Here is a 13,266-nt window from a genome sequence, read left to right as displayed (position 1 = left end):
ATCATATGACCCGAATTCTTTACATTGCCGCCTCGCCGCGGGCCGAGATGTCTCAGTCCGGCAAGCTGGCCGAGGCCTATCTGGTCGCCCGCCAAGCCGCCGAGCCCAACCTGACCATTGATCGCCTTGATCTGTGGCGTGCGGACCTGCCGGAATTCGACGGCGACAAGGCCGCCGCGAAGATGACCTTCTTCGGGGTCGGCGAAATGGATGCCACGCGGCAAAGCGCTTGGGACCAGATCGTCGCGATTACCCAGCGATTCACCGACGCGGACGAATATGTTCTGTCCGTTCCCATGTGGAATGGCGGCGTTCCCTATAAACTGAAGCACTATATCGACATCATCACCCAGCCTGGCCTGCTGTTCGGCTTTGATCCCGACAAGGGATATTTCGGCCTGCTGGAAGGCAAAAGCGCGCGGGTCTTTTTCACCTCGGGCGTCTATGCGCCGGGCGCGCCCGCGAAGTACGGGATGGATTTCCACTCGACCTACCTTAGCTGGTGGCTGGATTTCATTGGCGTGACCGAGGTGAAGGCCCTGCGGTTCCAGCCCTCGCTTTTGACGCCCGATCCGGTGGGCGATCAGGCCAGAGCCGTTGAAAAGGCAAAAGGTTTGGCGCCGCAACCGGCCTGAAGCTACGGTCAGGCTACATAGGCATTTATCAAAGAAGGGGGCGACGACGCCCCCTTTACGCCTTGGCGCAGGCACCAAAATTCGGAACGTCCCTTCGGGCGTAAGGCTCATTTAAAAGATACCCCCGCATCAACAATAGTTTAACCGGATAAGCAGCCGCTTATGCGGTCAAAATTACGCGTTTGTTCAATGGTTTTACGGTCGGTGCATCGCCATTCCTTTCCTCATGTCGCCGCATTGGTGACACGACACACTGGAAAGGAAATCTGATGTCCAAGAAACTGCTGCTCGCCCTGACCCTGACCGTTGCCCCCATCAGCGCTTTCGCGATGCCCGTCATTGGTGACGTGGTCGGCACCAACCCCACCGACGCCACCGCTGCGCTGGCCGAGAAGGGCTGCACCGTGCACGAATTCGAAGCCGAAGGCGGCAAGATCGAAGCCAAGTGCAACGATGAGGCCGGTAAAGAGTGGGAAGTCTACATCGACCCGCAATCGGGCGCTGTGGTCGAAATCAAGGACGAAGATTGATATGTCTTTGGCCACGACCAAACGGGGAGGGGCAGAGATTGCCCCCCCAGACCCGTGGGACCCGCTGGTCCGGATCACCCATTGGGTGATCGCGGGCGCGGTGCTGTGGAACGGGCTGATCTCGAAACCTGGCGGGACGGTGCATGTGTGGATCGGCTGGATCGCACTGGTGGTGCTGGCTCTACGCATTCTTTGGGGCTTTGTCGGCCCGCGAGAGGCGCGATTTGCGTCCTTTCTTCCTGATCCGCGACGGGCGGTGGCGCACGTGTTATCGCTGCTGCGGGGTAGGGTGCGCGAACACCCTTCGCACAATCCGGCAGGGGCGATCATGGTCTATGCGCTCTGGCTGTCGCTGGCCCTTGTCATTGCGACAGGGTTGCAAATGACAGAGTGGAAAAACCCCGTTACGATCACCGAGGAAAAAGCCGCCGTCGCTGCCGGAGACTGGTCTGTTCTGGTGAACAACGCCACTGAGGGGGACGCGCATTCGGAGGATATGTCCTTGAGCCGCCTGATCAAAGAGGTCCATGAACTGGCTGCAAACCTGATGCTGGTTCTGGCAGTGGTGCATGTGGCTGGTGTGGCCGTGGAAAGCATGGCCTTAAAGCGCAATCTGGTTCGCCCGATGATACGGGGCCGGTCCTGATGGGTTGGCCTGTGACACTACCGGCAAAAGGGCGATCCTTCCCGATCGCCCTTGCGTCGTTCATCGTTCTGCAAGCGGTCGCGGCCCTGTTCTTTGTGGCAGACGTGACCGCCGACCTCTGGACCACGGCGCTGGGGGCCCATTCGGTGCTTGAGGCACTGGTGACCAGCGTCCTGCTGATCGGGATCGTCCTCTCAGTGGCGCAATTGCGCTGGACCCTGCGCGAGATGGAGATGCAGGGCCGTGCGCTTGAGGTGGCCTCGGGTGATTTCGTGCGGTTCATCGAACGTCAGTTCGACAGCTGGTCCCTGACCGACGCTGAACGCGACGTGGGCTTTCTGGCGCTTAAGGGCTGCGACATCCGCGAAATCGCAGAGCTGCGCGGGCGGGCTGCGGGTACCATTCGTGCCCAATTGGCCAGTATTTACAGCAAGGCCAATGTGGCGGGTCATCCGCAATTTGTTAGTTATTTCGTTGAAGAGCTTTTGTCCCGCGCCGCCGAACGGTCGCAGGACCAGACAGAAGACCAGCCAAAGGCTGCGGCCAGCTAGGGGAATGCCCCTTTCGCGCGATCCGCCATTTCGTCCGGATCGCGCAATTCAGACGGGGCTAGGCCCGTGTCTGCTGCCAGCCAAAGCCATGACAGGGATCGGCCAGCAAATCCTCAAGCTCTGTATCCAGCGCCATGATCGTGATCGACGCCCCCACCATGTCCAGCGAAGTGCAGTAGTTCCCGACCAGCGTCTTCACCACCACCGCGCCGCGTGCGGCAAGACGTTCGTTCAGGCGGCGGTTCAGCACGAACAGTTCCATCTGCGGGGTGGCCCCAAGCGAATTGACCAGCACCGCCACGCGCTGGCCCGTGGTCAGGTGCATCTCGTCAAAGATCTTGTCGCAGATGCGGTCCACGATCCGGTCAGCGGGGGCTAGGGGCAGGCGTGTCATGCCCGGCTCGCCGTGAACGCCAACGCCGAACTCGATCTCATCATCGGGGATGGTGAAACTAGGGCGCATGGTGTCAGGCATGGCGCAGGATTCCAACGCGACGCCCACGGTCAGACAGGCGTCATTGGCCTTTTGCGCCAGACGCGTGACCTCGGGCAGTGGCATCATCCGCGCACTGGCCGCGCCCGCGACCTTGAAGGTAAAGATATTGCCGCCGGTCCCGCGCCGCGTGCGGCGGCTGTCCAGCGGAGCCGAGGCGATATCGTCTGTGGTGACAACCGTGCGCACCTCGATCCCGTCAAGGCGGGCAAGCTCTGAAGCCATGTCAAAGTTCATCACGTCGCCGGTGTAATTGCCGTAGATGTACAGAACCCCCGCGCCCCGATCTACGTCCTGCGTGCAGGTCAGAATCCGGTCGGGCGGGGGCGAGGCAAAGATGTTCCCCACCGCCACCGCATCCGCCAGCCCTTGCCCTGCAAAGCCGATGAAGCTGGGTTCGTGGCCCGCGCCGCCGCCGATCACGATGCCTACCTTGCCCGCAGGCTTTTCCGAGACCGAGCGCACCGCCCGAAGCGAGCCGTCAATCGGCGCGATCAGATCGGGATGGGCGGCAAAGGCCCCCTCCATCGCTTGGGTCACGATGGTGTCGGGGGCGTTGATGAATTTCTTGATCCGGCTGCGGGTGGCCTCGGTACTGTCGTCGTTAGACTTGGCTTTCGGCGTTTTGGCGGGGCGCAGGGTGTCCATTTCCACGCCATCCGCCCGCAAGATGCCTTCGGCGGTGTCCAGATCGGTGATCAACTCGCTGACATAGCCCCCGCGCATGGCAGCCAGAATGGCGGGGATTTTGTCATAGCCGCCCGCGACCAGAACGCGGGTTGAGACCTGCCGCAACTGATCCAGCCCCATGCCGATGGTGCGGTCCTTCAGGGGGCCGTCTACCTCATCGCCTTGGGCATCAATGATACGGCCCAGAATGCTGCCGACCCCAGCCGCGTATGACGACTGCAAACCCGGCTCAAAGAAGCCACTGGTGTGGATGGTCGAGTTCTGCCGCAGACTGGAGACGCCCAGAAACACGCGGTTCATGCGGGTGTGATGGGCCAGTTGCTCGGCGATGACGGGTTCAGTTTCAAGGATTTGCCGCGCTTGGCCGGAACTGACGATGGCGGGCGCGGACAGGGGAATAAAATTGGCCTTCAGGCGGTCCGCCAGACGGGTGGCGCAAGCCTCGGGCGTGTAGGTGATCGCCGCCGTAGTGCCGCCGGTGGCCTGCACCACTGTGACATCGCTATAGCTGCTATCGGGCGTTGCATTGGCCAGCGCCAGCATGGTGCGGCCCCATGATATGCCCACCACATCGCCCGAGAACACATAGGACGGCAGCGCCTGCGCCGCCATCGAGCCCAAGCTGTCATAAAGCGACCGTTCGCCCCGTTCGCTGGGGATCACATAGCAACTGCCCAGACCGAAATGCTCTTCCAAGGCGCGGGCGGTGGTGACCGCCCGCAGGCGCGGCCCCGCGATCGAGATATTGACCACACCGCTGGCGCGGGCATCGGCCAGATAGTTATTCACCGTTGGGCGCGAGGCCCCCAGAATGTCGGCAATCTCGCCTTGGGTCAGGCCCTCTTCATAGTAAAGCCACGCGGCCCACAGCAGCACATCCTCGCCAAAGCGTAGGGGCGGGCGTTTGGTGCCGGCTTCGCGGGTCGGGCGCTTGCGCGGGGCGGCCATCAGAGGATCACCTCGGGCAGAACCGACAGGATCAGCGCGGCGCTGGCCGCGCCCGGGTCGATATGGCCGATGCTGCGCTCATTCAGCCGTGCCGCCCGCCCGCGCGAGGCGATCATCGGGCCGGTGCTGTCGCGACCCGCCGTGGCGGCCTCGGTAATGGCAGTGAGGATATCGGCAAGGGCCGCGCCATCGCCGCAAGCGTTCTCGGCGGCCAAAGCAGCGGGATACCACACGTCCAGCATGGTTTTGTCACCAGTCTCGGCCTTGCCACGGGTGCGAATGCCGTCCGCGAAGGCACGGATCAAAGTGCCGATCTGCCGCGTTTCAAGCGGACCAGCGGCCAAGCATTTCGCGCCGCTCAGGAACGCGCTGGCGTAAAGAGGGCCAACGGTGGCGCCGACCTCTGACAGAAAGGCCTTTGCGGCCTCGGTCAGGATAGCGTCGGGGGTGGGTGGCTCTGGCATCAAGGGGCGGCGCAGACGTTCGACCACCGCCGCAAACCCAAGCGCCATTGAGGTGCCGTGATCCCCGTCACCAATCGCACCATCCAGTTTGCACAGGTAACTACGGTCGGCTTCCAGTTGCTCAGAGGCAAGGCGGAAGAAACGGATAAGAAAGGCGCTGTCGATCTGGGTCATGGTGCAAGATGATCCTTCCCGCAGCGCCTTTGCAAGCGGTTATGTCAGGCGCGTTTTAATCCCGTCGGCAAAGCCGGTCAGGATCATGCAACAGGACGTGGCCCCCGCATCCAGCACCCCGCGCGAACGTTCCCCCAAACGGGCCGAGCGCCCAATTTTTGCAACCATATCAATGGTGCTGTCCCGCCCTGTGGCGGCGGCGGCTTTCATAGCATCCAATGCGGCAGCGAAATCTGCGCCGCCAGCCAGTGCCGAGTCATAGGCCTCTAGCGCGGGCACAAAGGTGTCCAGCAGAGTCTTGTCCCCGACCGAGGCCGAGCCTATTTCCTGCACGCCCTCCAGACCCGCGCGCAACATCGCCCCGAAGACAGCGGCATCAATCTGGTCCGTATCCTCCAGATGGTCTGCCATGTCGGAAAACATCATCCCGTAAAGCGGCCCCATCGAGCCGCCAATCTCGGCCATCAGAACATCAGACAGGGTCTGCATGGCATCGGTCAGCGTATCCTCGGCGCTGATCCGGTCAGAGGCGCGGCCAAAGCCCTTGGCCATGTTGACCCCGTGATCACCGTCCCCGATCTTGCCGTCGATCTCGGACAGATAGGCTTTGTTTTCAACGATAACGGCGGCGATCTCCTGAATGATGGGACCGCTGCCCTTGTTCGTGATGGCTGTCATATTGGTTCCTTTCAGGTGGTCAGGCCGGGGCTGGCGGCGTCATGGTCCAAAAGGGCCTTAAGCTCGTCATCCAGCGCCATGACCGTCAGGGTCGCGCCGACCATTTCCAGCGAGGTAAAGTAGTTGCCCACGAAGGGCCGATAGACCTTCAGGCCCCGCGCTTCGATCTGCTGTTCGATCCGGTCATAGAGCACATAAAGCTCATTCACCGGCGTCGCCCCAAGGCCCGAGACCAGAACGGCCACTTCGGTGCCATCGGGCAGATCGTGATCATCCAGTACGATTTTGACCATCTCATCGGCAACCTCATTGGCAGTGCGCAGGTCTTCGACGCGCATACCGGGTTCGCCGTGGTGGCCGATGCCAAGCTCCATCTTGCCGGGTTCTATCTCAAAGTTCGGATGGCCCACTTGGGGCAGGGTGCAGGGGCCAAGACCGACACCGATGGAACGGCAGTTATCGATGGCCTTTTGCGCCGCGCCGATGACCTCAGGCAGCGATGCGCCACTGGCCGCCTTCGCGCCGCCGATCTTCCACATGAAAATCTCGCCAGCCACCCCGCGCCGCTTTTCCCGCTCGGCCAAGGGGGCGGAACACACGTCGTCGTTGGCGACAACGGTATCCACATCGATCCCGTCTTTCTTGGCCATTTTGCGGGCCATTTTGACGTTCATGTTGTCGCCCGCGTAGTTGCCATACAGCACCGCCACACCGGCCCCGCCATCTACCGCACAGATCGCGTCGTGAAAGCTTTTCGCGGTGGGGGATGAGAACAGCTCGCCCACGGCGACCGCATCCACCAGATTGCGCCCCGTATAGCCGATAAACGCAGGCTCATGCCCCGAGCCGCCGCCCGTCACGATACCCACCCGCCCCTGCTGCGGCGCGGATTGGGACACCACCACCCGCGCATTATCGGGCGACAGGCGCACCAGATCGCGGTGGGCGCGGACAAATCCGGCAACCGTTTCATCAACGATATCGTCGGGGTTGTTCAGAAAACGTTGCATCGGAAATTCCTTATTTAACAGTAAAGCCGCCATCGATGATCAGATCGGCCCCGTTGAACATGCCCGTCGCATCCGAGGCCAGAAACACCGCCGCTGCTGCAATCTCGCACGGCTCGGCAAAACGGCCTGTGGGGATCTGGCCAATCATCGCCTCGCCCTTGGCACCGGCCCACGCGGATTTTCCAAGCTCGGTCAGGACCACGGTCGGAGAGATCGAGTTCACGGTGATCCCGAATTCGCCCCACTCCAGCGCCAGCGTTTTGGTGACGCCGATGACCCCGAATTTTGAGGCGCAATAGGCCACATGTTCGTCAATCGCCACCGATCCCGCCTGCGAGGCAAGGTTGATGATCCGGCCCGAGCCTTGGGCGATCATCACGCGGCCCACGGCCTGCGCCATCAGGAAAGTGCCGGTCAGGTTGATGTCCAGCGTGCGCTGCCAAGCGCCGTGGTCAATATCCTCGGCGGGGGCAAGGGCAGCGATGCCTGCGCTGTTCACCAAAATGTCGATGCCGCCGAAGGCTGCGTTCACCGCATCCACCGCAGCTTGGACCGAGGCCCCGTCGGCCACGTTACAAGCCACCGCAATCGCGCCGTGACCCAGTTCCTGCGCTTTGGCTTTGGCGGCGTCTTCGTTCAAATCAACTACGGCCACGCGCACACCTTTGGCGGCGAAGGCCTCGGAAATCGCGGCGCCGATGCCAGAGGCCGCGCCGGTCACAAGGGCAGTCTTGCCGGTCAGCGGAAAGTTGAAATCAAGTGTTGCAGGTCCGGTCACCATGACTGTCCTCTTTGAAAATCGGTTTAAAGAAACCCTGCCCGGGTTGGGGAGCATTCAATGCAGCCGGGCAGGGCACCAGGGCCGCGCTTACTGGCGCAGCTCTAGCAGGGCGTCGACGTTATCGAGGGTCACAGGCGTCCACGGCACACTGTATTCTGCATCCGCGCCACCGTTCCACGGCATGTCGGGATAGGCCTCCCAGATGGGCGACATAGGTTCATAGTCGGGCTGAACCGCCTTGATAGCAAGGTCCAGCGCGCCCTGCGCCTGCGCCGCACCATCCTGAAGGATCGAGGCCATATCCCCCGCTTTCACCGCCAGCAGCGCGTCGGTCACACCGTCAATACCCGCGATGGCAAAGTCGCTGACGTTCAGGCCAGCGGCCTTGACCGCCTCGATCGCGCCAAGGGCCATTTCATCATTCTGGCCGATGATGCCTGCGATCTCACCGGGGTGGGCAGTCAGCCAGTTTTCCATCAGCGTCTGCGCCTCGGCGCGGGACCAGTTGGCGGTTTGCTGTTCAACAACCTTCACGTCGGGGCATTCGGCCAGAGCCTTCTGGTTGCCTTCCAGACGCTGGATTTGCGCCGACTGGCCGATGGGGCCTTCGATGATCACCACGTTGCCGGTGCAGCCGATCTGATCCAGCACGTATTTCGCCTCCATATAGCCGGACTGCACATCGTCCGAGCCCACATAGGCGGTCAGCTGGTCGCTGTTCACACGGGTGTTCGAGCCGAAGACCGGAATGCCCTCATCAGCGGCCAGTTGCACGGCGGTCGCGCCTGCTTCGATGTCAATCGGAACAAAGATGATCGCGTCATAGCCTTGGGTGATCATGGTCTCGAACTGTTCCTGCTGGACCAGCGCATCATAGCGGCCGTCAAAGACAGTCACTTCGACCTTGCCTTCTTTCACAGCGGGGTGGTTTTCCAGCGCCGCGGCCCAGATCTGCATGAATTCTGCGTTCAGGCCGTAAACGGCGGCGCCGATCTTGGGGGTGTCCGCCGCAAATGCAGTAGTTCCTGCAAGGATCGCCGTCGCGGCGGTCATGGTCTTAAGTGCCTTAATCATAATGTGCTCCTCCCTTAAGTTTGCACAGTTCACCTGTCCGCCTGCGATGGGGCAGGCGACAAATTCGTTAAATTTCAATGCCTTCAGCTTTGTTTGTGCCGCGCCTGATCCAGCATGACTGCCGCTACGATCAAGCCGCCCTTGATGACCTGCTGGTAGTAGGATTCCACCCCCATCAGATCCAAACCGTTGTTCACCACCGCGATCAGCAGCGCTCCGATCAGGGTGCCTGTGACCTTGCCCACGCCGCCCGACAGGGACGTGCCGCCGATGACCACCGCCGCGATGGCGTCCAGCTCATAGGCGATGCCTGCCTGCGTCAGGGCCGAGCCTGTCCGCGCCGCCAAAATCATCCCCGCAAGGCCCGCCAATCCGCCCGAGATCACATAGACCATCAGCTTGACGCGGTTCACGTTGATGCCCGAGACCCGTGCCGCATGGGGGTTGCCGCCCGCCGCATAGACCTGACGGCCAAAGCGCGATTGCGACAGCACCCAGAGGGCCACAAAAAACACGGCAGCAAAGATCACGACCGGCATGGGAACGCCCAAAATGTCGCCCGTCCCGATGTAGCGGTAGCCATCGGTCAGGGCGGGCACCGGCTTGCCTCCTGCATACAGCAGCGTTAGACCCCGCGCCGCCGACAGCATCCCCAGCGTCGCCACAAAGGCAGGCACGCGGTAGCGCGACACGATGATGCCGTTCACCCAGCCCGCCGCGACGCCCACGATCAGACCGGCCAGCAGCGCCAGCAAAGCAGGGTAGGGCGCACCCGCGATCCCAGCGGTGGTCGAGGTCGTCGCCAGTGAGGCCGACACAACCCCTGCCAGCGCCACGACCGAGCCAACCGACAGGTCAATTCCCCGCGTGAGGATTACAAAGGTCATCCCGATCGCCAGAATGCCGTTGATCGCCGTCTGACGCAGGACGTTGATGATGTTGCGCCCCGTCAGGAAGTATTCGTTCGCAAAGGTCAGGATCACGCAGACCAGCACCAGCGCCAGCAGGATTCCGTATTTCTGGGCGAACTCGGTCGCCATCGCCCGCGCATCGCGTTGTTTGTCTGTCTGCGCCGTCATCAGGGCGTCTCCCTTTACCGTCATTGTCTTTCCCCCGCTCAGGCTGCCAAGTGGACCAGCGTTTCCGCTGACAATTGCGCCCGATCCAGCGTGCCGCTGATGCGTCCGTCTCGCAGCACGACCACGCGGTCGGCCATCCCCAGAACCTCATCGGTTTCCGAGCTGATCATGATCACTGTCCCGCCCGCGGCGGCAAAATCGGACATGATCCGGTAGATTTCCCGCTTTGCGCCCACATCGACGCCGCGTGTGGGCTCATCCAGCAGCAGCACTTTGGGGTTGGTCAGGAACCACCGGCCCAAGACTACCTTTTGCTGGTTTCCCCCCGACAGGCCCGAGACCTCTAGCCGGTCCGAGGCGGTCTTGATCCCGAACATCTCGATCATCTTTTGGGCGGCGTCCGCCTCAAGACGGGATTGCATGGCTTGGCCGCGCGACAACTGCTCCAACTGCGCAAGGCAGATGTTGGCCCGCACATCACCGCTAAGGACCAAGCCGGTGCCTTTTCGATCCTCGGTCACGAAGGCTAGACCGCCATCAATCGCCTGCTTGGGCGAGGCGAAATCCACCGCCTGCCCGAACAGAGAGATCGTGCCGCCTTCATTCGGGGACATGCCGAACAGGCGTTCGAATACCTCACTGCGGCCCGATCCCATCAGGCCATAGAACGCCAGAATTTCCCCGCGCCGCGCCTCAAAGCTGATGTCCCGCACCCAGCCGCGCGTGTTCAGGTCTTGTACCTTCAGCGTCACTTCTTCAGTGGGGGTGTTTTCCTTGATGAACTCTTCCGTCAGGGGGCGTCCCACAATCATCTGGATCAGGCTTTCGCGGGTCACATCGGCAATCGCGCCATCGCCCACAAAGGCCCCGTCACGGAAAACTGTGTAGCTGTCAGCGATGCGGAAAATCTCGGACAGGCGGTGGCTGACATAGATAATCCCTTTGCCTGCCGCTTTCAGGCGTTCAATTGCAGCGAACAACTGGTCTGCCTCAGCCTCACCAAGGGCCGAGGTCGGCTCGTCCATGATGATCACCTCGGCGTCATAGGACAGAGCCTTTGCAATCTCGACCAACTGCAATTCGGCGACCGTGAGGTCCATCATCAGCGACTTGGCCGAGATGTCGAAATGCAGCTCATCCAGCAACGCCTGCGCATTCTTGTTCATGGTGGCAAAATCGATCCGGCCCAGAAAACCCGCAGGCTCGCGCCCCAGATAAATGTTCTCGGCCACGGACATGGCTGGCACGGGAGAAAGTTCCTGCTCGATGATGCTGATGCCAGCGTCCAAGGCATCCGAGGGCTTTTCAAAGTGCACCTCTTTGCCGTTGCGCCGGATCACGCCGCCATCGCGGTCCTGAATTCCCATGACGATGGTTAGAAATGTCGACTTGCCCGCACCGTTCCCGCCGCACAGCGCATGGACGGATCCAGGCTGCAAAACGAACCGGCCATTGCTCAGCGCAACAACACCCCCGAACTGCTTTCGCAGCCCGTTCACCTCAAGCAGAGCATCTGCCACGGCGTCCTCCGATAAATCTCCCTAAGGGCGAACCCTTCCTCGGACACATCATACGCACGGTGTGCTGACTTTTGTCAAAGCAAAAATAGAAAAAGTTATTCATTATAATTTCTATATAAAAATCATAATCTTACATATAACAATAGCGGGCAGTGGGCAGGCCCTTCACCATAACAACGCACGTTCTGACTGATTCATTCCGCAAGCCAAGTGCGCCCCGGAAGCCCGACGCGACCAGTTGCCACACATCTTTTCCAACCCAGCTCAGCTTGCTACGAGAGAGGGTATGGAACAGACAGCGCTCGACTCGATTATAGACCACGCACCCACTTGGCTGGGGGTCTACCTGCTGGGGGCTTTCATCCACGGGATGTGGATTCTGTTCAGGGGCGGGCCGACCATTCCGGACGAAAGGGATGTGGACAGCCCTATCGAAGTGCTGATCATGATGCTGTTCGGCCTTTTGTGGCCGTTTGCCTTGCTCCAATGGGTTGGCAACCTGTTCCCCTCTGCGGAACCGCCAGCCGTTCCCGCCAAGCCAAAGCGCAAACGCAGGCCCAAACTGCAGCGCAAAAGGCGTTAAGCGGGAACCGCTTACCCTGTCCCCGCGTTTCCAAGTGACACATTTCCTCAAAGAGGCCAAATGATCCGCGTTCCCATCCTAACGACCCTAATCCAGCGGTATGAGACCCGCACCCTGACCATGATCGCGCTGAGTGCGGGCGCGCTTTGGGGCTTTGTCGGGGTGGCTGAAGAGATGAGCGAAGGCGATCTGCACAGCTTTGACGAAACCGTCCTGCTGGCGCTCCGCGTAGCCGGACAACCCGACAATCCCATCGGCGGCCCCGAGATAGAGATTGCCATGCGCGATCTGACCGCTTTGGGTGGCGTGACTGTGCTGACCGTGATGACCCTGTCGGTGATGACCTACCTGATACTGGCCCGCCAAAAAGCCTCGGCGGCGTTTCTGGGGCTGGCGATTGTGGGCGGGCAGGTGATCTCGGGTCTGGCGAAATTCGGGTTTGACCGTCCGCGCCCCGATCTGGTCTCTCACGCGGTCGAGGTCTCGTCCTCGTCCTTTCCATCAGGCCATTCGATGATGGCCGCCGTGACGTATTTGACGCTGGCGGTCATGCTGGGACGGGCCGAGCCTCGCGCCAGCATCCGCAGGTTTTACATCGTGTTGGCGGGCATCCTGGCGCTGTTGGTCGGGGTCAGCCGCGTCTATTTAGGGGTCCATTGGCCGTCCGATGTGCTGGCAGGCTGGTCACTGGGGGCCGCGTGGGCCTTGGGCGTGGCCATGCTGGCCGAACACATGGCACGGCGGGGCCGGATCGAGAGTTAGGGATTGCTGCAACCAAGTTGAAGTGTCGCGTGGTTTGCAAAGCAGAAGTGTCACTCTGATGTGGGAGGGTAGCAAAGCCTGACAGGGCGGAGACCTCATATATCAGAGGCCTGACCGGTTGCGCGTGTGGCCTTGCGATTGCGATCGGCCACGGAGTTCCAACCGGCGTTGCGGCGACCGGTCGGCTCGTAGACGGTGCGTTGTCTGCCTGCGCGCTTCTTCTACGGCGGCGCGTTCTCTTGCTCGGCCTTGATATGCTCGGGCACGGCGCTCAGGTGCTTGTTCTCTGTGATCGCGGCATGCGTCCAGGGCGGCCCGCGGACCTCGAACCAGCGGTGATCGTGGCCTTTGATCGTTTCAGAACGCGGGCCATCTCCCGGACAGGGATTTTTGCAAGCCTCCAGCGCTCGATCTGCACGCGCTCATTGATGCTCAGTTGATTGTAAACCGTTCCCATGGCAGCGTCTCTCCATTAGATAACCCGCTGTTTTCTACTGGGAGCCGCGCTTGATGGTAGCGCGCACCCCAACTACAATGGTTGTTGCAACCATTCAGAAATGTCACCCGGCTTGCAAAGCAGAAGTGTCACCATTGGGAGCGACTGGAGCAAAGCCTGACAGGGCGGAGACCTCAGATATCGCAGCCCTG

General features: G+C 61.3%; 14 protein-coding genes and 1 pseudogene. 6 read left to right on the top strand and 9 right to left on the bottom strand.

The window, feature by feature from the left end; translation table 11 throughout:
* The first annotated feature begins 5 nt into the window (after window positions 1-5).
* The 4 genes from CLV74_RS20840 (at window position 6) to CLV74_RS20825 (ending at window position 2,362) form a co-directional block, all read left to right on the top strand.
* A complete protein-coding gene (locus CLV74_RS20840; protein ID WP_106268566.1) occupies window positions 6-635 on the top strand; it encodes an FMN-dependent NADH-azoreductase in 630 nt (209 codons plus the stop codon).
* Between the two features lie 269 nt (window positions 636-904).
* Entirely contained in the window at window positions 905-1,165 is a 261-nt protein-coding gene (locus CLV74_RS20835; protein WP_106268564.1) for a PepSY domain-containing protein, read from the top strand.
* A gap of 1 nt (window position 1,166) precedes the next feature.
* Window positions 1,167-1,811, top strand: coding sequence for a cytochrome b/b6 domain-containing protein (locus CLV74_RS20830; protein ID WP_106268562.1), 645 nt, complete (start codon window positions 1,167-1,169; stop codon window positions 1,809-1,811).
* The gene (locus tag CLV74_RS20825; protein WP_245888642.1) at window positions 1,811-2,362 is read left to right on the top strand and encodes a helix-turn-helix transcriptional regulator; all 552 of its coding nucleotides are present in this window, start codon (window positions 1,811-1,813) and stop codon (window positions 2,360-2,362) included. Before CLV74_RS20830 ends, CLV74_RS20825 begins: the two co-directional genes overlap by 1 nt.
* A 58-nt stretch (window positions 2,363-2,420) precedes the next feature.
* Here CLV74_RS20825 and CLV74_RS20820 read toward each other — a convergent pair whose 3' ends face one another.
* The 8 genes from CLV74_RS20820 to CLV74_RS20785 form a co-directional block, all read right to left on the bottom strand.
* A complete protein-coding gene (locus CLV74_RS20820; protein WP_106268560.1) occupies window positions 2,421-4,493 on the bottom strand; it encodes a bifunctional sugar-binding transcriptional regulator/dihydroxyacetone kinase subunit DhaK in 2,073 nt (690 codons plus the stop codon).
* Window positions 4,493-5,131, bottom strand: coding sequence for a dihydroxyacetone kinase subunit DhaL (dhaL, locus tag CLV74_RS20815; protein WP_106268558.1), 639 nt, complete (start codon window positions 5,129-5,131; stop codon window positions 4,493-4,495). Before dhaL (CLV74_RS20815) ends, CLV74_RS20820 begins: the two co-directional genes overlap by 1 nt.
* Window positions 5,132-5,170: 39 nt before the next feature.
* Entirely contained in the window at window positions 5,171-5,809 is a 639-nt protein-coding gene (gene dhaL / locus CLV74_RS20810; RefSeq protein ID WP_106268556.1) for a dihydroxyacetone kinase subunit DhaL, read from the bottom strand.
* Window positions 5,810-5,820: 11 nt separating this feature from the next.
* The gene (locus CLV74_RS20805; RefSeq protein ID WP_106268554.1) at window positions 5,821-6,819 is read right to left on the bottom strand and encodes a dihydroxyacetone kinase subunit DhaK; all 999 of its coding nucleotides are present in this window, start codon (window positions 6,817-6,819) and stop codon (window positions 5,821-5,823) included.
* Between the two features lie 10 nt (window positions 6,820-6,829).
* On the bottom strand, window positions 6,830-7,600 hold the full coding sequence (locus tag CLV74_RS20800) for a GolD/DthD family dehydrogenase (protein ID WP_106268552.1): 771 nt from the start codon (window positions 7,598-7,600) through the stop codon (window positions 6,830-6,832).
* 87 nt (window positions 7,601-7,687) lie between these two features.
* On the bottom strand, window positions 7,688-8,674 hold the full coding sequence (locus CLV74_RS20795; protein ID WP_106268550.1) for a substrate-binding domain-containing protein: 987 nt from the start codon (window positions 8,672-8,674) through the stop codon (window positions 7,688-7,690).
* Window positions 8,675-8,757: 83 nt separating this feature from the next.
* Window positions 8,758-9,753 (bottom strand): ABC transporter permease, encoded by a 996-nt coding sequence (locus tag CLV74_RS20790; RefSeq protein WP_106268606.1) that lies wholly within the window; start codon window positions 9,751-9,753, stop codon window positions 8,758-8,760.
* 38 nt (window positions 9,754-9,791) lie between these two features.
* Window positions 9,792-11,273: a sugar ABC transporter ATP-binding protein gene (locus CLV74_RS20785; RefSeq protein WP_106268548.1), complete on the bottom strand. Its 1,482-nt coding sequence runs from the start codon at window positions 11,271-11,273 to the stop codon at window positions 9,792-9,794.
* A 286-nt stretch (window positions 11,274-11,559) separates the two neighbouring features.
* Between CLV74_RS20785 and CLV74_RS20780 the strand changes: the two genes are divergently transcribed.
* Window positions 11,560-11,856, top strand: coding sequence for a hypothetical protein (locus tag CLV74_RS20780; protein ID WP_106268546.1), 297 nt, complete (start codon window positions 11,560-11,562; stop codon window positions 11,854-11,856).
* Window positions 11,857-11,916: 60 nt separating this feature from the next.
* Window positions 11,917-12,618 carry a phosphatase PAP2 family protein gene (locus tag CLV74_RS20775; protein ID WP_106268544.1) on the top strand — a complete coding sequence of 234 codons (702 nt, stop codon included), beginning with the start codon at window positions 11,917-11,919 and terminating at the stop codon, window positions 12,616-12,618.
* Between the two features lie 337 nt (window positions 12,619-12,955).
* On the opposite strand, the pseudogene CLV74_RS23500 reads toward CLV74_RS20775, so the two are convergent.
* Window positions 12,956-13,075 (bottom strand): annotated as a pseudogene (locus CLV74_RS23500) (helix-turn-helix domain-containing protein); the annotation flags it as partial.
* Window positions 13,076-13,266 lie beyond the last annotated feature (191 nt).

Source organism: Donghicola tyrosinivorans (assembly GCF_003003355.1).
GTDB lineage: Bacteria > Pseudomonadota > Alphaproteobacteria > Rhodobacterales > Rhodobacteraceae > Donghicola > Donghicola tyrosinivorans.
Note: the sequence above shows the minus strand (reverse complement) of the source record. Positions and strands in the feature narration are given on the sequence as shown.